This window comes from Pseudomonas antarctica (assembly GCF_900624995.1).
In the GTDB taxonomy this organism is placed as follows: Bacteria; Pseudomonadota; Gammaproteobacteria; order Pseudomonadales; family Pseudomonadaceae; genus Aquipseudomonas; species Aquipseudomonas antarctica.
This window is the reverse complement of sequence record NZ_UYXQ01000039.1, coordinates 1-25,127: the sequence shown is the minus strand read 5'-3', so window position 1 is coordinate 25,127 and position 25,127 is coordinate 1. Positions and strand designations below refer to the sequence as shown.

The following is a 25,127-nucleotide window of genomic DNA, read 5'->3' as shown; positions in this document are numbered from 1 at the left end:
TGCTGGAGCTTTTCATGGTAGATCACTCATCACCGCCCCGTCCTCCGCTCAGCACGCCGAGCCTGATCGCACGGCTTGCCGGTATCGGTGCGGTGGTTGCTGTTGCTGCCGGGGCGTTTGCCTACGTCAACGGTACGCTCGACCCACAGCGCCTGCAGCCCAAGACCCTGGTCAACGCCCTTGAAACCAATAATGGCGTGCACCCAGGCTTGCGCCGTAACCATGCCAAGGGCGTATGCGTGGCGGGTTACTTCGAGAGCAGCACCGAGGCGCGTGCGTATTCCAGTGCCCAGGTGTTCAGCGAGGCGAAAACCCCGGTGATCGGTCGGTTTGCTTTACCCAGCGGCAACCCTTACGCGCCGGACAGCAGTGTGCCTATCCGCAGTTTCGCCCTGCAGTTCAGCCAGGCCAACGGCCAGCAATGGCGCACGGGGATGAACAGCATGCCGGTGTTCCCGGTGGGCACCCCTGAAGCGTTTTACCAGATGCTCAAGGCGGGTGCGCCGGACCCGGCCACCGGCAAGCCGAACCCGGCGGGCATGCCAGCGTTTTTTGCCGCGCACCCGGAGACGGCGCCGTTTCTGGCGTGGGTCAAGACAGCCAAGCCGTCGGCCAGTTATGCGACTGAAACCTACAACGGCATCAATGCGTTTTATTTGGTGAGCGCTGATGGCAAGCGTCAGGCGGTGCGTTGGGGCGTGGTGCCACAAAGTCAGGATACGGCGGGCGACACCGTGCCATCGGGCAGAGACTTCCTCGAAAAAGACCTGGTACAGCGCCTGGCTTCCGGCCCGCTGCGTTGGCAATTGAACATGACCCTGGCCAACCCCGGCGACCCTTTGGACGATGCGAGCAAGGCCTGGGCCGGTGAACACAAGGTGCTGAACGCCGGTACCCTGGTGCTGCAAAGCAGCCAGCCGCAAGCGGACGGTGATTGCCGCGATATCAACTTTGACCCACTGATTTTGCCCAGTGGTATTCAAGCTTCCAACGACCCGCTGCTGGCGGCGCGTTCGGCAGCCTATGCCAGTTCGTACGTGCGCCGCGCCGGTGAAGTCAGCCCATTGCACAGTGCCCCTCAGGAGTCGAAACCATGAATGCTCAACCACGGTTTTTCGCGCTGTTGGCCCGCCTGCTGCATTGGTTGATGGCCTTGATGATCATCGCCATGTTGTTTATCGGCGCGGGCATGGTGGCGTCGGTGTCGGAGCGCCACGAGTGGCTGATTCACCTGCACAAGCCGTTGGGCATTGCGATTCTGGCGTTGGTGATCGTGCGGCTGTCGGTGCGCTTTTCCACCCGGCAACCGCCGCTGCCTGCCGATTTGCCATTGTGGCAAGTGCTGGCAGCCAGGGCGTCGCACGTCGTGTTGTACGCGTTGATGCTGGTGTTGCCGCTGCTGGGCTGGGCGATGATTTCGGCAGCCGGTGATCCGGTGATGCTCAGCAGTTCAGTGCAGTTGCCGGCGTTGGTGGAGGCAAATGCGCCGTTGTTTGCGCTGTTGCGCAAAGCGCATGGGTACCTGGCCTATCTGTTGTTTCTAACGGTGCTATTGCACCTGGCGGCGGCACTGTTCCACGGGCTGATTCGCCGTGACGGCGTGCTGCAAAGCATGACCGGCACCAAGGGCTGATGCCAGGGTTGTGTGGCGAGCACGTTCGCTCGCCACACAGCCATCAGCGCAAGATGCCGACGATATCGGCGACGCTGCTCAACACATCCTTGCCCAATTGCCTGGAGCGCTCACCCGACCAGCCGGTCTTTGGGTTAGGCGCGTCATCGTTGTCCTTGAAAGGCATTTCCAGGGTCAGGGACAGGCAGTCATATTTCTCACCGACGGCATTGCAGGCCAGCGTCATGTTGGCTTCGCCCGGCAGGTCACGGGTGTAGCCGTGGGTGGTCTGGAAGTCACGGGTCAGCGCGCTCAAGTGGCCGCGGAAGTGCTTCTCCAGCGCTTCCAGGCGCGTGGTGTAGCCTGGGTTGCCTTCGCAGCCGGCGGTGAACACGTAGGGGATTTCTTCGTCGCCGTGGATATCGAGGAACAGGTCAACGCCGTATTTTTCCATCTGCTGCTGTGCGAACAGTACTTCCGGGCTGATCGCCTGGCTGGCGCTCTGCCAGGCACGGTTGAGGTCCTGACCCATGGCGTTGGTGCGCAAGTGGCCGTGGAAGGCACCGTCAGGGTTCATGTTAGGTATCAAGTACAGGTCTGCGACGGACAGGAGCTTTTTCAACTCGGCGTCACCGTCCTGTTGCAGGCGTTCGATGATGCCTTCCATCAACCACTCGGCCATGTGTTCGCCGGGGTGTTGCTGGGCAATGATCCAGACGTTGCGTCGGCCCTCACCGCCTTTACCGCGGCGCAGCAGTTGGATGTCGCGGCCTTCGACGCTTTTGCCGGTTGCCAGCAATTCGGTGCCGGCGCGATTCAAGGCCAGGTCGATCAGCCAGTCGTGACGCTCACGGCTGTAGGGTTCGAAGTAGGCGATCCAGGCTTGTTTTTCACGGGTTTCCAGGCTGACGTGCAATGTTTCGCCATCAAAGCGCGTGGGGACGCGGAACCAGTTGATATGGTCGTAAGACGCCACAGCGTTGTAGCCGCTCCAAGCGTTTTTGTAAGAGGACTGACTCGCATTGCTCAGGCGAAAGGTGTGGGTGTGACCCACGTGCATGCCTTCGGCCTTGAAGTGGAACCATTGGAAATGCGCACTGCGGGTATCGGGTTTGATCGCAAGCAGCAACTGGTAGGCGTCGCTGGCATCCAGGACCTGGATATTGCCGCTGTCGAAGTCGGTACTGATCTTGATGGAGGTCAAGGCCACAGTCATAGTCGGGTCGCCTGAATAGGAGAGTTGTGGCAGATATCTTACAAGGAGTCAGGCGCAATTCTGATGCGAAATTGTTGCAGAGGAGGAGGGGGCGTCGTCCTTGACGCCGCAGCAGCTTAGAATCTATGAGATTGATTCTCAAGCGCTATTTCGCAAAGATCCGGTCTAGAGCGTTGGTTCGGCTTTCTTTTGGCGATGTTCTTTTGCTACCATGCGCGCCATCGAGCAACACACAGTCTTCATTAGCCTGAAGCCATGCCAGGAAAACTGGCAAAAAAAAGACCCGGCCAAAGAGCCGGGTCAAAAACCGTGATTAGCCTGATGAGGAGATATTCCAAGAGTCCGACCTAAGGTCCCTTGGCCTATCGACTGATCTCGCGATCAGCTGATCCCAATAATAATCATTATCATTTGCAAGTCAAATGTTTTTATCGCTGAGATAGAAATATTTTCGCTGCGTGCCGGTCATGTGTTTGCCTGACCCACTGGCACCTGCAATGTCTGCTCCACCATCGCCTTCGCCAAATCAATCAAATACACCACTGAAAACGCCAGATCCCTTTGGGTGCCCTGACGGCTACTTGCCGATTCGTACGCCGCTGCCGCCGCGCTGCGTAGCAGGTCGGAAGCGTGAACCAGTGCGTCCTCGTGGCTAACGCCGGGCTTGATGTCGAAAAATGACGCGTCCGTGATTGGCGTCGAAACATCCTCTTTCAAGTAATAGTCGAGTGCGCGCTGGGCGGCGCCGCTGTTGCGCATCACCAACAGTTCGTCGGTTTCGGATGTGCTGGGCAGGTGATACGGGCGGGTCGTCATGAGGGTGGGTACTCTGAGTGGATGTCGAAAACCTGTCTTCGATAATAATACGAATCGTATTTATGTCATTTGATGGATTACTACAAACTGTTTATTGTCGTGGCAACTACGCAACGTATTGTCTCGGCCCATGGATAAATGGATAGCGTTGGTCAAAGCCAACATGAAAGACCGCAAGGTCACGCAGGATGAACTGGCCGAACGCTTGGGCATGTCCCAGGGCGGTGTGGGCCATTGGCTCAACAAGCGCCGTGTGCCTAGCCTGGCGGATATGAATCGGGTGCTCGCCGAGTTGGGGCTGGGGTACTTGGAGGTCGCGCTGGAAATTCGCGAGAAAGCCGATGACGCGCCAGCGCTGGAACAACACTACAACCCGTATTTCCGCTACCCGGTCAGTGATTGGAAAGGTGTCTGTGAAATACGTGAAGAACGCCCAACTTATGGCGCGGCACGGTTCGAGCTGACGGATTACCACGCCCGGGGCGAAGCTTTCTGGCTACCCGTGACGGGAGATGCCATGACGGCTCCCAGCGGCCTGAGCATTGGCGCTGGCATGATGATCCTGGTGGACCCGGCCATCGAGGCCGAGCCCGGCAAACTGGTAGTCGCTCAATGGGCCGATAGTACCCAGGCGACCTTTCGCCAGTTAATGGAAGAGAGCGGCCAGCTTTACCTGGTGCCGCTCAACCCCACCTATCCGAAGTTGCTGTTCAGCGACGATTGCCGAATCCTCGGCGTTGTCGTGCAAGCCACCGCGAAGTTCTAATCCGCCGTTTCCAGCTCGACCAAGGCGCTGCCTTCAGCAACCATTTCACCTTCCTGGCAGAACAACGCCTTGACCACCCCGGCCTGGGGCGCGCGGATACTGTGTTCCATCTTCATCGCCTCGAGCACCACCAATTGTGTACCGGCTTCGACAGCTTGGCCGACCGCCACCAGCACCCGTACGATGCTGCCGTTCATGGGCGCCGTAAGGCCACCTTGATGGGATTGGTTAGCTTCGACCGCTGCAATGGGGTCGAACAGGCGCACGGTGTGCATTTCGCCGCCCCAGCGCAGGTACACGCTACCTGCGCTGCGCACTGCCAGGTGAGCACGCCGCACGCCGCTGTGTTCGATCACCAACTGCTCGCCCCGCAACTGCGCGGCGATGCCATCCAACCTCACCAGACGATCTTGCCCATTGCAGCTCAAATGCAGCGAAACCTCGGCAGGTAGCCCGGCACGAAAACCTCGCGTATCCGCCCACGGTCCATCACCGTCAGGCAAGCTCTGCATAAACGCTGCGCCCGCTGCCTGCCAGAACTCGTCGCTCAATTCGCCCGGCAGCGGCAACAGCTCATCCTGATAGCGGGGAATAAATCCGGTATCCAACTGCGCTGCCGCGAATGCCGGGTGGCCGATGATCCGTCGCAAAAAGCCCACGTTAGTCTTGAGTCCGCCGACGGCAAATTCATCGAGCATCGCCAATAAGCGCAGGCGCGCCTGTTCGCGGTCTTCGCCCCAGGCGATCAGCTTGCCGAGCATCGGGTCGTAGAACGGCGAAACGTCGTCGCCTTGCTCTACGCCGCTGTCCACCCGGCGGCCCGGGCCTGGTGCCGATTCGCGGTACAGCGCCAAGTGCCCGGTGGCCGGCAGGAAATCATTGGCGGGGTCTTCGGCATACAGGCGCACTTCAATCGCGTGACCGATCAGCGGCACCTGCTCTTGCGTGATCGGCAACGGCTCGCCCTGGGCAACACGGATCTGCCACGCCACCAGATCGAGGCCGGTAATCGCCTCGGTCACCGGGTGCTCCACCTGCAGCCGCGTGTTCATCTCCATAAAGAAAAACTCGCCGCGTGCGTCCAGCAAGAACTCCACCGTGCCCGCGCCGACATAACCGATGGCCTGGGCTGCGCGCACTGCGGCTTCGCCCATGGCTTTGCGCTGTTCAACACTCAAGCCCGGCGCTGGCGCCTCTTCCACGACTTTCTGATGGCGACGCTGAATCGAGCAGTCGCGCTCATTCAGGTACAGGCAGTGGCCGTGCTGGTCGGCAAATACCTGGATCTCGACATGGCGCGGCTTGAGCAGGTATTTCTCCACCAGCATCTGCCCATTGCCGAAGGACGACAGCGCCTCACGCTGGGCCGATGCCAAGGCCTCGGCCAGTTGGCTGACGTCCTCGACCACCTTCATGCCCTTGCCGCCACCGCCGGCCGTGGCCTTGAGCAGCACCGGGTAGCCGACTCGCTCACAGGCATCACGGAAGGTTTCCAGGTCCTGGGCTTCGCCGTGATAACCCGGCACCAGCGGTACTCCGGCTTTTTCCATCAGTGCCTTGGCCGCCGATTTGCTGCCCATGGCATCAATGGCCGAGGCGGGCGGGCCGAGAAACATCAGGCCTGCCGCTTCGATTGCCCGTGCGAAGCCTGCGTTTTCCGATAGAAAACCATAACCCGGATGTATCGCCTGGGCGCCACTGGCCTGGGCGGCGGCGATCAGCTTGTCGATTTGCAGGTAACTTTCAGTGGCCTTGCTGCCGCCCAAGTCGACACGAATGTCCGCTTCGCGGCTATGGCGCGCATCGCGGTCGATGGCGCTGTGCACGGCCACTGTGGTCAGGCCCATGGCCTTGGCGGTGCGCATTACGCGGCAGGCAATTTCGCCGCGGTTGGCCACGAGTACGGTGGTCAATGTGCTCATGAGCGTGGCTCCTGCGCTTGCCAGCTGGGCGGGCGTTTTTGCAGGAAAGATCGCAAGCCTTCCTGGCCCTCGGCGCTCACGCGAATCCGCGCGATGGCGTTTTCGCAATAGCGGCGCAGAGCCGGGGTGAGGGCGCCGTTGCCCACTTCGCGCAATAAGTCTTTACTGGCGCGCATCGCCGCAGGGCTGTTTTGCAACAGGTTGGCCACCCACTGTTCCACCTGTTGGTCCAGTTCACTGGCTGGGTAACTTTCTGCCAGCAAACCGATGTCCCGTGCCCGTTGGCCACCAAAGCGTTCGGCGGTCAGGGCATAACGGCGCGCCGCACGTTCGCCGATAGCCTGTACCACGAACGGGCTGATCACCGCCGGTGCCAGGCCAATACGTACTTCCGAGAGGCAGAACTGCGCGTCATCGGCCCCAATTGCCATGTCGCAGCAACTGATCAGGCCCAGCGCGCCGCCATAGGCGGCGCCTTGCACCACAGCCAGTGTCGGAATTTTCAGCTTGGCGAGGTTGTACATCAACTCTGCCAGCTCGCGGGCGTCGTCTAGGTTGGTGTGGTAGTCCAGCTCGGCGGATTGCTGCATCCACGCCAAGTCGGCACCGGCACTGAAATGCTTGCCGCGCCCGCGCAGCACCAGGAAACGCAGGGCTGGGTCGCCCTGCACGTGATCGAGGGCGATGATCAGTTCGCGGATCATTTCGGCGTTGAACGCGTTGTTCTTGGCTTCTCGACTGAGCCACAGCGTGGCAAAGCCACGGCTATCGGTGGCCAGTTCGAGGGTGTTGAAATCGCTCATGGGTGCAGCTCCATTTACATGCGGAACACGCCGAAGCGGCTCGGCTCGATGGGGGCGTTCAGCGAAGCGGACAAGGCCAGCGCCAGCACATCACGGGTTTGCAGTGGGTCGATGACGCCGTCATCCCACAAGCGCGCGCTGGAATAGTAGGGGTGGCCCTGGGTTTCATACTGGTCGAGGATCGGCTGCTTGATCGCGGCTTCCTCCTCGGCGCTGAAGCCCACCCCGGCACGCTCGGCTTGTTCACGCTTGACCTGCACCAGCACGCCGGCCGCCTGTTCGGCGCCCATCACGCCAATGCGTGCGTTCGGCCACATCCACAAAAAACGCGGGTCGTAGGCGCGGCCGCACATGCCGTAGTTACCCGCACCAAAACTGCCGCCAATGATGACCGTGAATTTGGGCACCTTGGCGCAGGCCACGGCAGTTACCAGCTTGGCCCCGTGCTTGGCGATGCCACCGGCTTCGTACTTCTGGCCGACCATAAAACCGGTGATGTTCTGCAGGAACAGCAGGGGAATCCCGCGCTGGCAGGCCAGCTCGATAAAATGCGCGCCTTTTTGCGCGGCTTCAGCGAACAAGATCCCGTTATTCGCCAGGATCGCAATCGGGTAGCCGTGCAGATGGGCAAAACCACAGACCAAGGTGGTGCCAAACAGCGCCTTGAACTCATCGAACACTGAGCCGTCCACCAGCCGCGCGATCACTTCGCGCACATCAAATGGCTGCTTGGCGTCGGCTGGGATCACACCGTAGAGTTCTTCGCTGCTGTACAGCGGCGCCACCGGCGTACGGTGCCGCAACTCGCCCTGTTTGCGCCAGTTGAGGTTGGCCACACTGCGCCGGGCCAAGGCCAGCGCATGTTCATCGCTGTCGGCATAGTGGTCAGCCACACCGGAGATCTTGCAGTGCACGTCGGCACCGCCAAGGTCTTCGGCGCTGACCACTTCGCCGGTCGCCGCTTTGACCAGCGGTGGGCCGGCGAGAAAAATGGTGGCTTGCTGGCGCACCATGATCGCCTCGTCGGCCATGGCCGGCACATACGCGCCGCCCGCGGTGCACGAGCCCATCACTACGGCGATTTGCGGGATACCTTGGGCGCTCATATTTGCCTGGTTGAAGAAGATCCGTCCAAAGTGCTCGCGGTCAGGAAACACTTCATCTTGGCGCGGTAAGTTGGCGCCACCGGAATCGACCAGGTAGATGCATGGCAGGCGGTTCTGCTCAGCGATGGTCTGCGCACGCAGGTGTTTTTTCACCGTAAGCGGGTAGTACGAGCCGCCTTTGACCGTGGCGTCGTTGGCGACAATCATGCATTCGACGCCTTCGACTCGGCCGATCCCGGCGATCACACCCGCAGCGGGCACGTCTTCGCCATAGACCTGATGCGCGGCCAGTTGGCTGAGTTCGAGAAAGGGCGAGCCGGGATCAAGCAGGCGGTTGATTCGCTCGCGAGGCAGCAGTTTGCCGCGTGACGTGTGGCGTTCCTGAGCCTTGGCGCCGCCGCCTTGCTGCACGTGGGCGAGCAGGGTGTGCAGGGCGTCGACCTGTTGGCGCATCGCCGCGCTGTTGTCGGCAAATTCCGATGAACGCGGGTTGAGCTGGGTGTGCAAGGTGGCCATGGGCGTGCTCCTTCAGCGGGTTTCGTTGAAGAGTTCGCGACCGATCAGCATCCGCCGAATCTCACTGGTGCCAGCGCCAATTTCATACAGCTTGGCGTCACGCAGCAGGCGGCCGGCGGGGAATTCGTTGATGTAGCCGTTGCCGCCCAGAATCTGGATCGCGTCGAGGGCCATTTGCGTGGCGCGCTCGGAACTGAACAGGATCACCCCGGCCGCATCCTTGCGCGTGGTCTCACCGCGCTCGCAGGCCTGGGCCACCGCATAGAGGTAGGCGCGGCAGGCGTTGAGCTGGGTGTACATGTCGGCGACTTTGCCCTGGATCAGCTGGAATTCGCCGATGCTCTGGCCGAACTGCTTGCGGTCGTGGATGTACGGCACGATCAGGTCCATGCACGCCTGCATGATGCCGATCGGGCCGCCCGCCAGCACCACGCGCTCGTAGTCCAGGCCGCTCATCAGCACTTTCACGCCGCCATTCAACGCGCCGAGGATATTGTCTTCGGGCACTTCAACGTCATCGAAAAACAGCTCGCAGGTGTTGGAGCCACGCATGCCGAGCTTGTCGAACTTGGTGCTGCGGCTGAAGCCTTTCCAATCGCGCTCGACGATAAACGCGGTGATGCCGTGAGGGCCTTTTTCCAGGTCGGTCTTGGCGTAGATCACGTAGGTGTTGGCGTCGGGGCCGTTGGTGATCCAGGTCTTGCTGCCATTGAGCACGTAGTGGTCGCCGCGTTTGTCGGCGCGCAGTTTCATTGAGACCACGTCGGAGCCGGCATTCGGCTCGCTCATGGCGAGGGCGCCGATGTGTTCGCCGCTGATCAGCTTGGGCAGGTATTTGAGCTTCTGTTCGTGGCTGCCGTTGCGGTTGATCTGGTTGACGCACAGGTTGGAGTGGGCGCCGTAGGACAAGCCTACCGAGGCCGACCCACGGCTGATTTCCTCGATGGCTACCACATGGGCCAGGTAACCGAGGCCGGCGCCGCCGTACTCTTGCGGCACTGTAATGCCGAGCAAGCCCATGTCACCGAACTTGCGCCACATGTCAGCGGGAAACAGGTTGTCGCTGTCGATTTGGGCTGCGCGCGGGGCGATCTCCTTGGCCACAAATGACTGCACCTGGTCGCGCAGCATGTCGATGGTTTCACCGAGGGCGAAGTTCAGGGACGGGTAACTCATGGACAGGCACCTTAATGTGAGCTTTGTTGTTGTGTGGGGAGCGCGCCAGGGAAGGGCGCTCACCTTTACGTTAACGTAAGCTTGCGTTACGGCGCTGTCAATCGTAGTTTACGTTTACGTCAACCTACAAAAAAGACAACAGGGGTCGTTATGGATCAACCCAATCAGAGCTACAGCCGTGGCGCTCAGGACAAGACCTTGCTGGCGATGACCATTGGCCAGGCCTTCGATCACACCGTTGCGCAACATGCCGATGGCGAAGCCTTGGTGGTACGCCATCAGCAATGTCGCTACACCTGGCGGCAACTGGCCGCGACGGTTGATTTGCACGCCCGTGCGTTCCTGGCCCTGGGCATGCAAACCGGCGACCGCCTGGGCATCTGGGCGCCCAATTGCGCCGAGTGGTGCATCAGCCAGATCGCCAGCGCCAAGCTCGGCGTGATCCTGGTCAATATCAACCCGGCCTACCGCACCAGTGAATTGGATTACGTGCTCAAGCAATCCGGTTGCCAATGGCTGGTGTGCGCCGGGTCGTTCAAGGGCTCCGATTACCACGCGATATTGCAGGAACTGAGCCCCGACCTGCGTTCGATGATCAGCCTCGACCCCAGCCCGCCTGCGGAATTTTTGCCCTGGTCGCAGCTGGCGGCCCTCGGCAGCGGCGTCCCGCCCGAACAGCTGCACACCCGCCAGGCCAGCCTGCACTTCGATCAAGCCGTCAACATCCAGTACACCTCCGGCACCACCGGCTTCCCCAAGGGCGCCACCCTCAGCCACCACAACATCCTCAATAACGGCTACATGGTCGGCGAAAGCCTGGGCCTCACCGCGCAGGACCGCCTGGTGATCCCGGTGCCGCTGTATCACTGCTTCGGCATGGTCATGGGCAACCTCGGATGCATCACCCACGGCACCACCATGATCTACCCCAATGACGGCTTCGACCCGCTGCTGACGCTCACTGCCGTTGCCGAAGAGCGCGCCACGGGGCTTTACGGCGTACCGACAATGTTTATCGCGTTGCTCGATCACCCACGCCGGGGCGAGTGCGACCTGTCGACCCTGCGCACTGGCATCATGGCCGGCGCCACGTGCCCCATCGAGGTCATGCGCCGCGTCATCAGCGAGCTGCACATGGGCGAGGTACAGATCGCCTACGGCATGACCGAAACCAGCCCGGTGTCACTGCAGACTGGCGCCAATGACGATCTTGAGCGCCGTGTCACCACTGTCGGTCGCACCCAGCCGCAGTTGGAAAACAAGATCATCGACACCGACGGCAATACGGTTGCGCGCGGTGAAATAGGCGAGCTGTGCACCCGTGGCTACAGCGTGATGCTCGGCTACTGGAACAACCCCGAAGGCACCCGCGACGCCATCGACGACGCTGGCTGGATGCACACCGGCGATTTGGCGACCATGGATGAGCACGGCTACGTGTGCATCGCCGGGCGTAACAAAGACATGATTATTCGCGGGGGCGAAAACGTGTACCCGCGTGAGCTGGAAGAGTTTTTCTTCACTCACCCGGCGGTGGCCGATGTGCAGATCATCGGTATTCCGGATGCGCGTTACGGTGAAGAGATCGTCGCTTGGGTCAAGTTCCATCCCGGCCATGTGGCCAACGAACTAGAGCTGCAAACCTGGTGCAAGGGGCGCATTGCGCATTTCAAGACGCCCAAGCATTTCAAGTTCGTGGACGAGTTTCCGATGACGGTGACAGGCAAAATCCAGAAGTTTCGCATGCGTGAGATTTCGATTGAGGAGCTGCGCACGCAGCCCAACTGACCAAACCAATGTGGGAGCGAGAAAACCCTCTCCCACATGTTTATCAGTGCGATATCGCGATGTTCTGAAACGCAAAAAGCACAAAGGGGACCCGAAGGTCCCCTTTAATTTGTCGTTGCGTGCTCTTTTTTTATTATTGAGGGGCGGTCTATTGTTGTTTTTGGCAACCGTTGCCCTTTACCGCTGTTTTTGGCGACCCCCATCCGGGGTCAAGAGCAAACGTATTTTTTTGAGCGCTGACTTGCTTCTTCGTTAACGATCCAACCAGTGGCAGCTACCTGAGGTAGTTTTATTTTTCTCTAACCGGTTGCGGGTTTCGGCATGCCGTACCCTGCGAAGCACATCTTCTCCAAAAAAATCTGTTAGCTGCGTCTCTGCCGTGTTGTTTTTATTATGTCAGAGTCGTTTCGTCTTATTTTTATTAGGTTTGGCGCTTTTTATTCTTGTTATGCAATAGAGATAGCAGAAGCCGTGCCAACTTTTAAAAATCCTTTAAAATCAATAGCTTGATTTTTCTGTGGGCAATGACTTACGGCTAATCAGACAAAATATGTTCCCGTGTTACTCGTTAAGTCAGCGTGCGGTAACACATTGTCACAGCAATGCTACTCAACGGGCGTTACGCGCCTTGGCCACGCGTGAGCCGCTGGGCCGACCCAGCACGTGGCTGATTTGCTGGCCTGCGCGAATCAATTGCGCCAGGTCGATGCCGGTGTCGATACCCAGGCCATCGAGCAGGTACACCACATCCTCGGTGGCGACGTTACCGCTGGCGCCCTTGGCGTATGGGCAGCCGCCAAGGCCCGCGATAGAGCTGTCGAACACACTCACACCTTCGAGCAGGCTGGCGTAGATGTTCGCGATCGCCTGACCGTAAGTATCGTGGAAGTGCCCGGCCAGTTTGTCCCGTGGCACCTGCGCGCCGACCACCTCAAACAGCCGCCGCGTCGCGCCCGCCGTGCCCGTGCCGATGGTGTCGCCCAGGGAAACCTCATAGCAGCCCATCGCATACAACTCGCGCGCGACCGCCGCGACTTGTTCGGGGGCGATGTCACCTTCGTAAGGGCAACCCAACACACACGACACATAACCACGCACGCTGATGCCGTGCTGTTTGGCCGCCGCCATGATCGGTGCAAAACGCGCCAGGCTTTCGCTGATCGAGCAGTTGATATTGCGCTGGGAAAACGCCTCGGATGCGGCCGCAAACACGGCGACTTCTTTCACTCCGGCGGCCAAGGCATCTTCAAAACCACGCAGGTTCGGCGCCAGTGCGCCGTAGGTGACGCCGGGTTTGCGCTGTATGTGCGCAAACACCTCGGCCGAGCCGGCCATCTGCGGCACCCACTTGGGCGAGACAAAACTGCCGACTTCGATGTAGCTCAAGCCCGCGTGAGTGAGGGCATCCACCAACTGGACCTTGTCCGCCACGCTGATGGGCTGGGCTTCGTTCTGCAAGCCATCGCGTGGGCCGACTTCGACCAGGCGTACATGTGAGGGGAGGGGCATTGGCAGCTACCTTCTGGTTATTGGCCAACCTGGCTGATGGTTTGCGCCAGCGCCTGGGTGCAGCGCTCTTCGGCGGTGTCCAGTTCCAGCTTCATCTGTTCGATATCCAGTAGCTGTTGCTCAAGCTGCTCACGGCGCTCGGTAATCTTGGCGAGCATGCTGTTGAGCTGGATGTGGTTGCCGCTGGTGGGGTCGTAGAGCTCGATCAACTCGCGGCATTCGGCCAGGGAAAAACCGATGCGCTTGCCGCGCAGGATCAGCTTGAGGCTGACCTTGTCTCGCGCCGAGTAGATGCGCTCCTGGCCCCGACGTTCCGGGGCCAGCAGGCCTTGTTCTTCATAAAAACGAATGGCGCGGGTGGTGATGTCGAGCTCGCGGGCGAGGTCGGAGATGCTGTAGGTCGTGCTCATGGGGGCGCTCAAGAAGGTCTTGGCGCTAAGCTAAAGCCAGGTTGACGTTTACGTCAAGGTGGATTGCGCCATGGGCTGCTACGCAACCCAACACAGCTCAGGCTTGCTTGCCATCGAGCTTCTTCTCATGGGCCGTCACCTGCTGGCATAACTCGATCATCTGCTCACGCATCCAGCGGTTGGCCGGGTCCTGGTCGGTGCTTTCGTGCCAGTACAGGTGGGTTTCCACCGGCGGCACGTCGTTGACCGGCAGGTTGAACCAGTGCAGTTCATGGCGGCGGGCGAAGCGTTCAGGCACGGTCATCACCATGTCGGTCTGCTGCAAGACTTGCGAGGCCATCAGGTAATGCTGGGAGCGCAGGGCGATCTTGCGCTGGATGCCCATCTTGCCCAGGGCCAAGTCAACGTGGCCCAAGCCGTTGCGCCGGCTGGAGATATGGATATGCGTCAGCGACAGGTAGTCATCCAGCGTGAATGTGTCCTTGCCCGCCATCGGGTGGCCCTTGCGCATGGCGCACACGTAGCGGTCTTCCATCAGCTTGACGTGGCGCACTTGCGGGTCGGTGTTCAGCGGCGCGTCCACGGCAAAGTCCAGGCGCCCGGCGGCCAGTTCCTTGGTGGTTTCGCGGCGTTTGGACAGGAAGCTCTCGATCACCACAGTGGGCGCCAAGCGGCGCAGGCGCTGGAACAGCAGTGGCAAAATCACCGCCTCGGTGAGGTCGGTCATGCTGATGCGATAGGTCTTGGCCGCCTGTTGTGGGTTGAAAATCCGACTTTCCTGCACCGACACCCGCAGCAACGACAACGCATTGCGCACCGGGCCGATGATGTTCTGCGCCATGGGCGTGGGCACCATGCCTTGGGCGGTGCGCACGAACAGCGGGTCGTTGAAGGTCTCGCGCAAGCGCGCCAATGCGTTGGACACCGCCGGCTGGGTGATGCCGACGATCTGCCCGGCGCGGGTCAGGTTAGCTTCGGTGTAGATTGCGTCGAAGACAATAAAGAGGTTGAGGTCGACCTTGCTCAGATTCATTTCGTTGCGCTCTTATTGTTAGGTGTGCATACGCCGATCATATATCGGTGATGAATGTTAATACACGCCGAGAATAGGCTAGGTAAATTATCAGCGCTGTTCTAGCATCGATTGCATGACCTAAACAACCTCTCAGAGAAGGGAGCCGCTCATGGATTTCGCCTATTCGCCCAAGGTTCAGGAACTGCGTGAACGCGTCACCGCGTTCATGGATGCTTACGTTTACCCGGCCGAGCCGGTGTTCGAACGCCAGGTCAGCGAAGGCGATCGCTGGCAGCCAACTGCCGTCATGGAAGAGCTGAAAGCCCGTGCCAAAGCCGAAGGCCTGTGGAACCTGTTCCTGCCCGAATCCGAACTGGGCGCCGGCCTGACCAACCTTGAGTACGCGCCGCTGGCCGAAATCATGGGCCGCTCCTTGTTGGGCCCGGAGCCGTTCAATTGCTCCGCACCCGACACCGGCAACATGGAAGTGCTGGTGCGCTACGCCAATGAAGAGCAGAAACAACGCTGGCTGGAGCCGCTGCTGCGCGGCGAGATCCGCTCGGCGTTCGCCATGACCGAACCGGACGTCGCGTCCTCGGATGCCACCAACATGGCCGCCCGCGCCGAGCGCCAGGGCGACGAGTGGGTGATCACCGGCAAAAAGTGGTGGACCTCCGGCGCCTGCGACCCGCGCTGCAAGATCCTGATCTTCATGGGCCTGAGCAACCCGGATGCACCGCGTCACCAGCAGCACTCGATGATTCTGGTGCCGGTGGATGCCCCTGGCGTGAAAGTCGTGCGCCCACTGCCGGTATTCGGCTACGACGACGCGCCCCATGGCCACGCCGAAGTGCTGTTCGACAACGTGCGCGTGCCCTACGAAAACGTCTTGCTCGGTGAAGGTCGCGGCTTTGAAATTGCCCAGGGTCGCCTCGGCCCTGGCCGTATCCACCACTGCATGCGCTCCGTTGGCATGGCCGAGCGCGCGCTGGAACTGATGTGCAAACGCTCCGTCAGCCGTACCGCGTTCGGCAAACCATTGGCACGCCTGGGTGGCAATATCGACAAGATCGCCGACTCACGGATGGAGATCGACATGGCGCGCCTGCTGACGCTGAAGGCGGCGTACATGATGGATACCGTCGGTAACAAAGTCGCGAAAAGCGAAATCGCCCAGATCAAGGTAGTGGCGCCGAACGTGGCGTTGAAGGTGATCGACCGCGCGATCCAGATTCATGGCGGCGCCGGGGTTTCCAACGACTTCCCGCTGGCCTACATGTATGCCATGCAACGCACCTTGCGCCTGGCCGACGGCCCGGATGAAGTGCACCGTGCGGCGATCGGCAAGTTTGAGATCGGCAAGTATGTGCCTAAAGAACTGATGCGCGGCGGGCAGTAAGACCGAGTTGTCCCCATCGCGGGCAAGCCCGGCTCCCACCGTTGCCCGTGTTCTCCAGAACAACTCGGTCAACGGTGGGAGCCGGGCTTGCCCGCGATGAGGCCAGTGTTTACACCACACAACCTTGGGGTCAATACACCCAAACCTCCACCCGCCGATTCTTGATCCGCCCCTCATCCGCTGTATTCGCCGCCACCGGCATCTGCGCACCCAACCCTCGTATATCACGCAGCACCACGCCGCTCTTGACCAGTTCACGCCGCACCGCCATCGCCCGCAACTTCGACAGCAGCGCCGCTCGCTGCGGATCACTCTTGGCATCGCCAAACCCCACCAGCGTCACCTGCCTGTCGAGCTTGCCGTGGCTGCTTATATACGCCACCACCCGTTGCAGATCCAGGCGCGCCTTGTTGTCCAGACTGGCACTGCCTTCCTCGAAACGAAAGTTCACGGTCAAACGCTGGGCGTCACGGGCGATGGCTTGATAGTCCTCGGGCATCGATGCGCGCGGTTCCACGGCAATCGCTTGCACGTGCTGCGCGATAAACCCATTGGCGGCCACAACCGCCTGGCCCTTGCTGCTCTGAGTAAAATCGACCAATGCCTTGGCCCACGGATTTCGATTCGACGGCGGCAGGTAGAAGTACAACCGCCGTGACAGCGGGTAGTCTTCGGTGGCAATCAGGCGGGTCAACGGCAGCATGGGTTGCGAGTCGCCGTCGACAATCGCCACGGCCTTGGCCTGGCGCACATACGGCAGGCCGATAAAACCAATGCCTTGAGGGTCATGGCTGACCGCGTCAGACAAGGCTTCGCTGGATTCGAAACGTTTGGCGGCGCCTGCAAGTGGCTTGTTGCGCAGGCGTAGCACCAGCTCCTTGAAGGTGTCATAGGTGCCGGATTGATCATCGCGCGCATATAAATGAATGGCGCCGCCGCGCCCCCCCAGTGCCTCCCAGGTGCTGACCTCACCGTTGAAAATCTGCGCCAACTGCTCGGTGTTCAACGTGTCCAGCGGGTTGCTCGGGTTGAGGATGATGGCCAAGCCGTCGATGGCGATGACCTGTTCGGCCTCAGGGCTTTTCAGGTCGCCTTGGGCTTCAAGGTCTACCAGTTCGCTGTCCTTGATCGGGCGGGACGCCGCCGCGAGGTCGGCGCTGGCTTTTTTCAGCGCAGTAAAGCCGGTGCTGGAACCGTGGGCAGCCACCTCGATAGTCACCGATTTGCCCTGGCGCGTCTTGCCGATCACCCGCTGTTCATTGGCGCCGTCGCCAGGCTCGCTGTGCACCGCCTGCAAGCCCTGGTGCTCCATCAGGCCCTTAACCAGTGCCGGCCCGAGCGTCGCGCCAATGGTGTTGGATCCCTGGATACGCAATGCCGGGCCTTGATCGGGAATGGGCAGGGGAGCAGCCACCGCGCAGAGGGGCAGGGTCAACAGGAACAGAACGCGCAGCATCATGCTGGCACCTTCTTAAGCCAAAGGGAGTGCCGGGAGATTAAGTCAGTTGGATTTCAACAATATGACTGACACTCAATCGATCAAAATGTGGAAGGGCGCAAGCCCCCTGCCACATTTGACCGCGTACAGTCCGTACGTGTCAGCTCAACTCAAGCCAGATCGGCGCATGGTCCGACGGTTTCTCCAAACCGCGCAACCCGTAATCCACACCCGCGTCCTTCACGCGTGACAGCAAGCCATTCGACGCCATGATCACATCGATGCGCAGCCCCCGCTTGGGCTCATCTTCGAACCCCCGGCTGCGGTAATCAAACCAGCTGAAGCGGTCGGCGACGTCCGGGTTGAGGTGACGGAAACTGTCCACCAGGCCCCAGTTTTTCAGGCGTGCCATCCACTCGCGTTCTTCCGGCAGGAAGCTGCACTTGCCGGTTTTCAACCAGCGCTTGGCGTTGTCGGCGCCGATGCCGATGTCGCAGTCTTCGGGGGAAATGTTCACGTCCCCCATCACCACCAGCGGCTGGTCATTGCTGAACTGGCTTTCCAGCAAGTGCTGCAAATCTTCGTAGAAGCGCTGCTTGGCTGGGAACTTGGTCGGGTGGTCGCGGCTTTCGCCTTGTGGGAAATAGCCGTTCATGATGGTCACGGGGTGGCCGTTCTCATCGGCGAAGGTGCCCCAGATAAAGCGGCGCTGGGCGTCTTCTTCATCACTGGCAAAACCTTTGTGCACGCTCAGCGCTTCTTTGCGCGAGAGCAGGGCCACGCCGTAGTGGCCTTTTTGCCCGTGGAAGTACACGTGATAGCCCAAGGCCTGCACTTCGGCCAACGGGAACTGGTCATCGTGAACCTTGGTTTCCTGCAAGCCGATTACGTCGGGTTGATGCTTTTCAATCAGCGCCGCCAGCTGATGAGGTCGGGCGCGCAGCCCGTTGATATTGAAGGAGACGATTTTCATGGTCGGCAGTCCAGTCTGGCAAAAGGGCGATGCTAGCCGACAAGTCAGGCGGGGGCCAGCGTGGCGGTAGTGCGGATGCACTGCTAATGTCTGGGAACGACTCGCGCCGTACAAGTTCGTACCCATAAGAACGCCATCTTTTTTGAATGGTGCCCAGGGAGATTGACCGTATGCCTGACACTTCGACTGCCAATGCCGAAATACGCCTGCTCAACAGCGGCTATTCGCGCGAGGCGCGTTCCATGTTGTACCAGGCCTATCGGCATGAGCCCACCTTCGCCTACATCTTCGAAGCTGAACGGCCGGGCTATGAACAGCGGGTTCGCGCCACCGTGCGCGAACTGGTCAAGCAGCATTTTTTTCAGAAACTGCCCGCCATCGGCCTGTTCGTCAACGACCGGCTGATAGGTATCGCCCTGATCGCGCCACCGCAGCGGCGTTTGGGCATCACCGAGAGCTGGGCCTGGCAATTGCGCATGTGGCTGAGCACCGGTGTCCGTGGTACTCGGCGCTATCTGGAATACCATCATGCGGTGCTGGCCTGCCTGCCGAACGAGTCGGTGCACATGCTGCCGTTATTGGGTATTCACCCGCAATTTCAGGGCAAGCATTACGGTGAGCAGTTGCTGGAGGCCGTGCACAACTGGTGCGCCGACGACCCGCATTCGTCGGGCGTCGTGCTTGATACCGGTAATTCACGTTACCTGGATTTCTACAAACGCCAGGGCTATGAGGAAATCGGCGAAGTGGCCGTCGGGCCCATCCTGGAGCATGTATTTTTCCATCCCAATCCCCAAACGTTACATGCTGCAACGGCTTAGACAGAATTATTCAGACAATTGCGGGTTCAAAGTGCCTCCCAAGCTCGTGTAGCATCCGCGCCTATGAAGTTTCCAGGAAGATTTACCAGCGGCTTGATTCTGCTGTTCACAAGCTGCGGCGCATTGGCGCAAAGCGAGTTGGACGTGCGGATCAAGCCATCAAACGACGCGTTGAAAGCCAACATTGAAGGCTATATCGGCGGGGTTGGCGATCGTGACGAAGAAGCCTTGCAGCGCTTCAGCCGTGGTGCTGAAGAGCAGGCGCGCAAGGCTGCCCAGGCGCTAGGCTTCTATCAACCGCAGATATCCAGTGATGTGAGGGGCGGTAAGAACCCGCGTCTGACCCTCATCATTGACCCCGGCGAACCGGTGCATTTGCGCAACGTGACCATTCGGGTTGACGGCCAGGCCGCGAGCCTGAAGTCCTTTCGCGTGCCCGTCAGCGACGACCTCAAATCCGGCGCCGTGCTTAACCACGGCCATTATGAAGACGCCAAGCGCCTGATCCAGAACCAGGCCTCGCGCTACGGCTTTTTCAGTGGGCGCTTCACCCGCCAAAAACTCTCGGTAGACCCTCGTGCGGGCGTCGCCGATATCGAACTCATTTATGACAGCGGCCCGCGCTACACCATGGGCAAGGTCAGCTTTGCCGGCGATACGCCGTTCGATGAAGACCTGCTGCAACGCATGGTGCCGTTCAAAAGCGGGGCTCCTTACGACTCCGAACTGATCGCCGAACTCAACCAGAACCTGCAGTCGAGCGGCTTTTTCGAGGCCGTGCGCGTCGACGCCACCCCAGCGGCCTCGGCCGACGATGTGATCCCGGTGGCGGTGCAACTCGAAACCCGCAAGCCGCGCACCATGGGCCTGGGTCTGGGTTACTCGACCGACGTCGGCCCGCGCGGCAAAGCCAACTGGACCCGCCACTGGGTCAACCCGCAGGGTCACAGCTATGGCTGGGAAGCCGAACTGTCGGCGCCACGGCAAAACGTCGGCCTGTGGTACGACATTCCCCTGGACCCACCGCTGACCGACAAACTGCGCTTCGCCGGTGGCTACCAGAATGAAGAAATCGCCAACACCGACACCCTGAGTAAACTGCTGACCCTTGGCCCCGAATGGCACAGTAAATTGCCTAGCGGCTGGACCCGGGTGATCTCGCTGAAGTACCAACGCGAAGAATATCGCCTGGGCAATGACTCGGGCCTGAGTAACCTGCTGATGCCAGGGGTCAATTATTCCTACCTGCGCAGCGACAACCGCATCGATCCGCACAATGGCTACCGGCTGATGTTCGACGCCAAGGTCGCCAAGGAAGGTCTCGGTTCCGATACCAACCTGCTTTACGGCACCGCCACGATCAAAGGCTTGACCACCGTGTGGGATAACCATCGCTTCCTGGGCCGTGCGCAGTTCGGCGGCAGCGCCACCAATGGCTACAAGTCGGTGCCACCGTCGCTGCGCTTCTTTGCCGGTGGTGACCAAAGTGTGCGCGGGTACGAGTACCAGACGTTGTCTCCCGAAAACGACCGCGGTGACCGCATCGGCGGCCGCTATATGGTGGCCCTGAGCGCCGAGTATCAATATTCCATCGCTGAAAAATGGCGGATTGCGACCTTTATCGACCAAGGCAACTCCTTCAACACCCTGGAAATGCCCAGCCTGAAAACCGGCGTGGGCGTTGGCGTGCGTTGGGTGTCGCCGGTGGGGCCGATTCGCCTTGACCTGGCCCATGCCCTCGAAGATCCGGGCGGTATTCGTTTGCACTTTTCCATGGGGCCTGAGCTGTGATGCGTGGTTTGAAAATAGCGGGGCTGGCCATTGTGGCGGTCCTCGCCTTGGTGTTGTTGGCGCTGTGGACAGTGCTGGGCACTCAAGCAGGCAGCCGCTGGGCCTTGGGCCAGGTGCCGGGGTTGACGGTCGAGAATTTTCAGGGCCGCCTGGGCGGTCAGTGGAGCGCCGACCATCTGTTGTGGCAGCAAGACACCCGTCGGGTCGAGCTCAATGCACCGAAGTTCGACTGGTCGCCGGGTTGCTTGCTGCGCATGACCCTGTGTATCAACAGGCTGGATGTGGAGCAGGTCAGCCTGCAATTGCCACCCAGTACCGAAGAGAGCAGCAGTGGGCCGATCCAACTGCCGGATTTGAACTTGCCTGTGGCCATCCAGCTAGGTGACATTCGCGTCGGCAGCCTGCTGTTTAATGGCAGCGAAGAACTCAAGGGCCTGCAACTGGCGGCGCACTGGACGGCTGCTGGTATGCAGATCGACTCGGTGCATTTGCAGCGTGATGACCTGGTGCTGGACCTGGCCGGCTTGCTGCAACCCACTGGCAACTGGCCATTGAGTGTCACCGGCAACCTGAGCCTGCCGTATGCGCCCGGCGGCGTGCCGTGGAAAGTCGCCCTGAAGATCGACGGCGATTTGCTCAAGACCCTCAAGCTCGACGCCGACAGCAGTGGCTACCTGCCCGCCAAACTCAGCGGCGAGCTGCAGCCGTTGGTGGAGAACCTGCCTGCGCAATTGCACATCAGTGCAGACGGCTTCAAACCCAGCGCCGATTTACCCGACACCCTGCAACTCAATCAACTGGACCTCACCGCCAAAGGCGACCTGAGCAGCGGTTATCAACTGCTGGGCAAGGCCGTACTGCCAGCGGAAAAAGGCCCGGTGGACTTGCTGCTGCAAGGCAAAGTGGATGCCAAGGGCGCACAGATCGCCGGCCTGGACTTGACTGCCGGCGACAAACAAAGCCTCAAGCTCAGCGCCAATCTGGACTGGCAACAAGGCTTCAGTGCCGACGCCAAGATCGACTGGCTGGATTTCCCCTGGCACCGCCTCTACCCGCTGATCGACGAGCCGCAGGTCGCATTGCGCACCTTTAATGGCGAAGTCTCCTACAAGGACGGCAACTACCTCGGCAACCTCAAGGCCGACCTTGACGGCCCGGCCGGCACGTTCAATGTGGTCACCCCGTTCAGTGGCGACCTCAAGCAAGTCTTCCTGCCTGAGCTTAAATTGGCGGCGGGCCAGGGCAAGGCCGAAGGTCATCTGAATCTGCAATTTGCCGACGGCATTGCTTGGGATACCGCGCTTGACCTGTCCGCGTTGAACCCGGCGTACTGGGTCGCTGAGTTGCCGGGCACCTTGGCCGGACAGTTGCGCAGCAAGGGCGAGTTCAAAAATGAACAGCTCAAGCTGAATGCCGACCTCGACCTCAAGGGCCGTTTGCGTGGCCAAACCGCCGTGCTGGCGGCCAAGGCTGAAGGCGCGGGCGAGCAATGGACGTTGGCCAATCTGGATATTCGCCTGGGTGACAACCGCATCAACGGCAGCGGCAGCTTGCAGCAGCGCCTGGCTGGGCAGATCGACATCAAGTTGGCGCGCCTCGCCCAGTTGTGGCCGCAATTGCGTGGGCAAATCAATGGGCGGGTCGATGTCGCCGGTACCTTGCAGGCGCCGCAAGGCAAGCTCGACCTCAAGGGCCAGCAACTTGCGTTTGCCGATAACCATCTGCAAAGCCTCAACCTCGGCGCCACGCTCGACAACGCCCAACGCGCGAAGATCGACCTCAAGGGCAGCGGCATCCAAGCCGGTGAGACCCAGGTCGGCACCCTGACCGCCAGCGCCCAGGGCGATATCAGGAGCCAGAAAGTCCAGTTGGACCTGGCTGGCCCCTTGGTCAAGCTGGCCCTGGCCTTGGACGGCAATCTCGACAAAGGCAACTGGCGCGGGCGCCTGGCCAGCGGTGATGTACAAGCCGGCGGCCAGGACTGGAAACTGCAAGCCCCGGCAAGAATCGAGCGTTTGGCCGACGGCAAGCTGACCTTTGCCGCACACTGCTGGGTCTCCGGCCCTGCAAGCCTGTGCGGTGAAGACCAGCGCCTGATGCCAGAGCCCAAGTTGCGCTACCACCTCAAGCAATTCCCCATCGACAGTCTGGCGGCCTTTTTGCCTAAAGATTTCGCCTGGCAGGGTAAGCTCAATGCCGATGTTCAACTCGACCTGCCCGCCAGTGGCCCCAAAGGCGTGGTCGCGGTGGATGCCAGTGGTGGCACCTTGCGCGTCAAGGACAAGGACCAGTGGCTGGACTTCCCCTATGACACCCTGAAGCTGGAAACCACCCTTAATCCCAAGCGCATTGACACCCAGCTGAATTTCCGAGGTGGCAAGCTTGGCGAGTTGCTGTTGCAGGCACAGATCAACCCGTTGCCAAAGAACAAGCCGATCACCGGTACTTTCAGCCTCAACGGCCTGGACCTCGCCGTGGCGCGGCCGTTTGTGCCGATGGTGGAAAAACTCACCGGCAGGCTTAACGGTAATGGCCGCATCGCTGGTGGCCTGCTGGCGCCGCAGGTCAACGGCAGCGTGAACCTGATCGGCGGCGAAGTCTCCGGGCCTGAATTGCCGATCAGCCTTGAAGGCTTGAATGTACAGGCGTTGATTGCCGGCGAAAGCGTGCAGTTGAATGGCGCCTGGCACAGTGGCAAGGCCGGGCAGGGCAGCCTAAAAGGGCAGATCGACTGGGGCCAGGCGCTGGTGGTGGACTTGAGTCTGCAGGGCACGCAACTGCCGGTCACGGTAGAGCCTTATGCGACGCTGGAAGTGGCACCCGACCTGAAAATCAGCCTTAAAAATGACAAGTTGGCGATTGCCGGCAAAGTGCACATCCCGCGGGGCGATATCACCGTGCGTGAATTGCCGCCGTCGACGGTCAAGGTGTCGGATGACACGGTGATCGTCGGCAGTCAGACCGAGGAGGGCAAGCCGCCGATGGCCATGGCCATGGATATCGACGTGGTGGTAGGTGAAGACCAGCTCAACTTCGCAGGCTTTGGCCTTACCGCCAAGGTGCAGGGCCAGGTGCATATCGGCGATAACATGGACACCCGTGGCGAGTTGTGGCTCAACGACGGCCGCTACCGCGCCTACGGGCAGCGGCTCAACGTGCGCCGTGCGCGTTTGTTGTTCGCAGGGCCCTTGGATCAACCGTTCCTGGATATCGAAGCCACTCGCGTCGTCACTGAACCGTCCAGGACGGTGACAGCGGGTATTCGCCTGAGCGGCAGCGCTGAGCAGCCGACCACGCAGATCTTCTCCGAGCCAGCCATGCCCCAGGAGGATGCGTTGTCGTACCTGGTGCTGGGGCGTTCGCGTAATAACACCGGTGAAGACAACAACATGCTCGCCGAAGCCGCCTTGGGCCTGGGCTTGATGGGCAGCGCCGGGGTGACCTCGGATATCGCCACTAAGCTGGGCATCCAGGACTTCGACCTCGACACCCAGGGCTCCGGCAATAACACCTCGGTGGTGGCCAGCGGCAAGATCACCGAGAAACTCAGCCTGCGTTATGGGGTTGGGGTGTTTGAGCCAGCCAGTACCATTGCCTTGCGCTACCTGTTGAGCAAGAAGGTATACCTCGAAGTCGCGAGTGGCGTGGCGAGTTCGCTGGATATCTTCTACAAGCGGGATTTCTAAACCCTTGCGCCGTAAAAATGTGGGGGCTGGCTTGCCTGCGATGGGCATGGGTATCTACGCAACTCGGGGTTAGGTAGATATGGGTACATATCCGTTGCTGCGGTAACGGCTTCGTAGGGTTCCGCTCTTACAGCGGCTCACTTTTGGAAAGACCCAAAAGTAAGCAAAAGGTCTTTGCCCCACCACTCGGTGCCTCGCCTAGGTTCGGCCATCGTGGTTAACGGGGCGCTTCAGATCAAGATCAAGATCAAAAGCAAGAGCACGGCGGCCTAGTAGCCGACCTGAGTGGTTGAAGCAAAAGCAAGGCAGAAGCAGAGCAGAAGTAGAGCACCACCCTATCTAGCTGATGTAATGAAGTCCCACA

The 25,127-nt window shown here is 60.4% G+C and carries 19 protein-coding genes; 8 read left to right on the top strand and 11 right to left on the bottom strand.

The window, feature by feature from the left end:
* Window positions 1-14 precede the first annotated feature (14 nt).
* Together E0F99_RS18200 and E0F99_RS18195 are read left to right on the top strand one after the other, a co-directional pair.
* Window positions 15-1,097 carry a catalase family peroxidase gene (locus E0F99_RS18200; RefSeq protein WP_083357912.1) on the top strand — a complete coding sequence of 361 codons (1,083 nt, stop codon included), beginning with the start codon at window positions 15-17 and terminating at the stop codon, window positions 1,095-1,097.
* Window positions 1,094-1,633 (top strand): cytochrome b, encoded by a 540-nt coding sequence (locus E0F99_RS18195; protein WP_083357913.1) that lies wholly within the window; start codon window positions 1,094-1,096, stop codon window positions 1,631-1,633. Before E0F99_RS18200 ends, E0F99_RS18195 begins: the two co-directional genes overlap by 4 nt.
* Before the next feature lie 43 nt (window positions 1,634-1,676).
* Here E0F99_RS18195 and E0F99_RS18190 read toward each other — a convergent pair whose 3' ends face one another.
* Together E0F99_RS18190 and E0F99_RS18185 are read right to left on the bottom strand one after the other, a co-directional pair.
* Window positions 1,677-2,828, bottom strand: a complete 1,152-nt coding sequence (locus E0F99_RS18190) for a M14 family metallopeptidase (RefSeq protein WP_083357914.1) — start codon at window positions 2,826-2,828, stop codon at window positions 1,677-1,679.
* Window positions 2,829-3,293: 465 nt separating this feature from the next.
* A complete protein-coding gene (locus tag E0F99_RS18185; RefSeq protein ID WP_083357915.1) occupies window positions 3,294-3,644 on the bottom strand; it encodes a DUF6124 family protein in 351 nt (116 codons plus the stop codon).
* Window positions 3,645-3,774: 130 nt separating this feature from the next.
* On the opposite strand from E0F99_RS18185, the gene E0F99_RS18180 reads away from it, so the two are divergent.
* On the top strand, window positions 3,775-4,410 hold the full coding sequence (locus E0F99_RS18180) for a LexA family protein (protein ID WP_083357916.1): 636 nt from the start codon (window positions 3,775-3,777) through the stop codon (window positions 4,408-4,410).
* On the opposite strand, the gene E0F99_RS18175 is transcribed toward E0F99_RS18180, so the two are convergent.
* From E0F99_RS18175 to E0F99_RS18160, 4 genes are read right to left on the bottom strand one after another with little or no spacing between them, the layout of a single operon-like run.
* Window positions 4,407-6,332, bottom strand: coding sequence for an acetyl/propionyl/methylcrotonyl-CoA carboxylase subunit alpha (locus tag E0F99_RS18175; RefSeq protein WP_083357917.1), 1,926 nt, complete (start codon window positions 6,330-6,332; stop codon window positions 4,407-4,409). The two genes, E0F99_RS18180 and E0F99_RS18175, sit on opposite strands and share 4 nt — an antisense overlap.
* A complete protein-coding gene (locus tag E0F99_RS18170) occupies window positions 6,329-7,135 on the bottom strand; it encodes a gamma-carboxygeranoyl-CoA hydratase (protein WP_083357918.1) in 807 nt (268 codons plus the stop codon). Before E0F99_RS18170 ends, E0F99_RS18175 begins: the two co-directional genes overlap by 4 nt.
* Window positions 7,136-7,149: 14 nt before the next feature.
* Window positions 7,150-8,757, bottom strand: coding sequence for a carboxyl transferase domain-containing protein (locus tag E0F99_RS18165; protein WP_083357919.1), 1,608 nt, complete (start codon window positions 8,755-8,757; stop codon window positions 7,150-7,152).
* A 12-nt stretch (window positions 8,758-8,769) separates the two neighbouring features.
* Window positions 8,770-9,933: an isovaleryl-CoA dehydrogenase gene (locus tag E0F99_RS18160; RefSeq protein WP_083357920.1), complete on the bottom strand. Its 1,164-nt coding sequence runs from the start codon at window positions 9,931-9,933 to the stop codon at window positions 8,770-8,772.
* 150 nt (window positions 9,934-10,083) lie between these two features.
* Here E0F99_RS18160 and E0F99_RS18155 point away from each other — a divergent pair, with 150 nt between their 5' ends.
* Window positions 10,084-11,721 (top strand): AMP-binding protein, encoded by a 1,638-nt coding sequence (locus tag E0F99_RS18155; protein WP_083357921.1) that lies wholly within the window; start codon window positions 10,084-10,086, stop codon window positions 11,719-11,721.
* Between the two features lie 609 nt (window positions 11,722-12,330).
* Here E0F99_RS18155 and E0F99_RS18150 read toward each other — a convergent pair.
* From E0F99_RS18150 to E0F99_RS18140, 3 genes are all read right to left on the bottom strand, one after another.
* A complete protein-coding gene (locus E0F99_RS18150) occupies window positions 12,331-13,230 on the bottom strand; it encodes a hydroxymethylglutaryl-CoA lyase (protein ID WP_083357922.1) in 900 nt (299 codons plus the stop codon).
* A 17-nt stretch (window positions 13,231-13,247) separates the two neighbouring features.
* Complete coding sequence (locus tag E0F99_RS18145) at window positions 13,248-13,640, bottom strand: MerR family transcriptional regulator (RefSeq protein ID WP_083357923.1); 393 nt, start codon at window positions 13,638-13,640, stop codon at window positions 13,248-13,250.
* Window positions 13,641-13,737: 97 nt separating this feature from the next.
* The gene (locus E0F99_RS18140) at window positions 13,738-14,673 is read right to left on the bottom strand and encodes a LysR family transcriptional regulator (RefSeq protein ID WP_083357924.1); all 936 of its coding nucleotides are present in this window, start codon (window positions 14,671-14,673) and stop codon (window positions 13,738-13,740) included.
* A gap of 151 nt (window positions 14,674-14,824) precedes the next feature.
* On the opposite strand from E0F99_RS18140, the gene E0F99_RS18135 reads away from it, so the two are divergent.
* On the top strand, window positions 14,825-16,054 hold the full coding sequence (locus E0F99_RS18135) for an acyl-CoA dehydrogenase (protein WP_083357925.1): 1,230 nt from the start codon (window positions 14,825-14,827) through the stop codon (window positions 16,052-16,054).
* Between the two features lie 130 nt (window positions 16,055-16,184).
* Here E0F99_RS18135 and E0F99_RS18130 read toward each other — a convergent pair whose 3' ends face one another.
* Both E0F99_RS18130 and xthA read right to left on the bottom strand, forming a co-directional pair.
* Window positions 16,185-17,513 (bottom strand): substrate-binding domain-containing protein, encoded by a 1,329-nt coding sequence (locus E0F99_RS18130; RefSeq protein WP_130908848.1) that lies wholly within the window; start codon window positions 17,511-17,513, stop codon window positions 16,185-16,187.
* A gap of 139 nt (window positions 17,514-17,652) precedes the next feature.
* A complete protein-coding gene (gene xthA / locus E0F99_RS18125; RefSeq protein WP_083357926.1) occupies window positions 17,653-18,465 on the bottom strand; it encodes an exodeoxyribonuclease III in 813 nt (270 codons plus the stop codon).
* A 170-nt stretch (window positions 18,466-18,635) separates the two neighbouring features.
* Here xthA and E0F99_RS18120 point away from each other — a divergent pair, with 170 nt between their 5' ends.
* From E0F99_RS18120 to E0F99_RS18110, 3 genes are all read left to right on the top strand, one after another.
* Window positions 18,636-19,286 (top strand): GNAT family N-acetyltransferase, encoded by a 651-nt coding sequence (locus E0F99_RS18120; protein ID WP_083357927.1) that lies wholly within the window; start codon window positions 18,636-18,638, stop codon window positions 19,284-19,286.
* A gap of 63 nt (window positions 19,287-19,349) precedes the next feature.
* Window positions 19,350-21,077: an autotransporter assembly complex protein TamA gene (locus E0F99_RS18115; protein ID WP_083357928.1), complete on the top strand. Its 1,728-nt coding sequence runs from the start codon at window positions 19,350-19,352 to the stop codon at window positions 21,075-21,077.
* The gene (locus tag E0F99_RS18110) at window positions 21,077-24,763 is read left to right on the top strand and encodes a translocation/assembly module TamB domain-containing protein (RefSeq protein ID WP_083357929.1); all 3,687 of its coding nucleotides are present in this window, start codon (window positions 21,077-21,079) and stop codon (window positions 24,761-24,763) included. The genes E0F99_RS18115 and E0F99_RS18110 overlap by 1 nt, the downstream gene beginning before the upstream one ends.
* Window positions 24,764-25,127: the final 364 nt, after the last annotated feature.

Bases quoted from the DNA above. Each gene is read 5' to 3' on its own strand.
- E0F99_RS18200 (WP_083357912.1), top strand. From the start codon at position 15: ATGGTAGATCACTCATCACCGCCCCGTCCTCCGCTCAGCACGCCGAGC.
- E0F99_RS18195 (WP_083357913.1), top strand. From the start codon at position 1,094: ATGAATGCTCAACCACGGTTTTTCGCGCTGTTGGCCCGCCTGCTGCAT.
- E0F99_RS18190 (WP_083357914.1), bottom strand. From the start codon at position 2,828: ATGACTGTGGCCTTGACCTCCATCAAGATCAGTACCGACTTCGACAGC.
- E0F99_RS18185 (WP_083357915.1), bottom strand. From the start codon at position 3,644: ATGACGACCCGCCCGTATCACCTGCCCAGCACATCCGAAACCGACGAA.
- E0F99_RS18180 (WP_083357916.1), top strand. From the start codon at position 3,775: ATGGATAAATGGATAGCGTTGGTCAAAGCCAACATGAAAGACCGCAAG.
- E0F99_RS18175 (WP_083357917.1), bottom strand. From the start codon at position 6,332: ATGAGCACATTGACCACCGTACTCGTGGCCAACCGCGGCGAAATTGCC.
- E0F99_RS18170 (WP_083357918.1), bottom strand. From the start codon at position 7,135: ATGAGCGATTTCAACACCCTCGAACTGGCCACCGATAGCCGTGGCTTT.
- E0F99_RS18165 (WP_083357919.1), bottom strand. From the start codon at position 8,757: ATGGCCACCTTGCACACCCAGCTCAACCCGCGTTCATCGGAATTTGCC.
- E0F99_RS18160 (WP_083357920.1), bottom strand. From the start codon at position 9,933: ATGAGTTACCCGTCCCTGAACTTCGCCCTCGGTGAAACCATCGACATG.
- E0F99_RS18155 (WP_083357921.1), top strand. From the start codon at position 10,084: ATGGATCAACCCAATCAGAGCTACAGCCGTGGCGCTCAGGACAAGACC.
- E0F99_RS18150 (WP_083357922.1), bottom strand. From the start codon at position 13,230: ATGCCCCTCCCCTCACATGTACGCCTGGTCGAAGTCGGCCCACGCGAT.
- E0F99_RS18145 (WP_083357923.1), bottom strand. From the start codon at position 13,640: ATGAGCACGACCTACAGCATCTCCGACCTCGCCCGCGAGCTCGACATC.
- E0F99_RS18140 (WP_083357924.1), bottom strand. From the start codon at position 14,673: ATGAATCTGAGCAAGGTCGACCTCAACCTCTTTATTGTCTTCGACGCA.
- E0F99_RS18135 (WP_083357925.1), top strand. From the start codon at position 14,825: ATGGATTTCGCCTATTCGCCCAAGGTTCAGGAACTGCGTGAACGCGTC.
- E0F99_RS18130 (WP_130908848.1), bottom strand. From the start codon at position 17,513: ATGATGCTGCGCGTTCTGTTCCTGTTGACCCTGCCCCTCTGCGCGGTG.
- xthA (WP_083357926.1), bottom strand. From the start codon at position 18,465: ATGAAAATCGTCTCCTTCAATATCAACGGGCTGCGCGCCCGACCTCAT.
- E0F99_RS18120 (WP_083357927.1), top strand. From the start codon at position 18,636: ATGCCTGACACTTCGACTGCCAATGCCGAAATACGCCTGCTCAACAGC.
- E0F99_RS18115 (WP_083357928.1), top strand. From the start codon at position 19,350: ATGAAGTTTCCAGGAAGATTTACCAGCGGCTTGATTCTGCTGTTCACA.
- E0F99_RS18110 (WP_083357929.1), top strand. From the start codon at position 21,077: ATGCGTGGTTTGAAAATAGCGGGGCTGGCCATTGTGGCGGTCCTCGCC.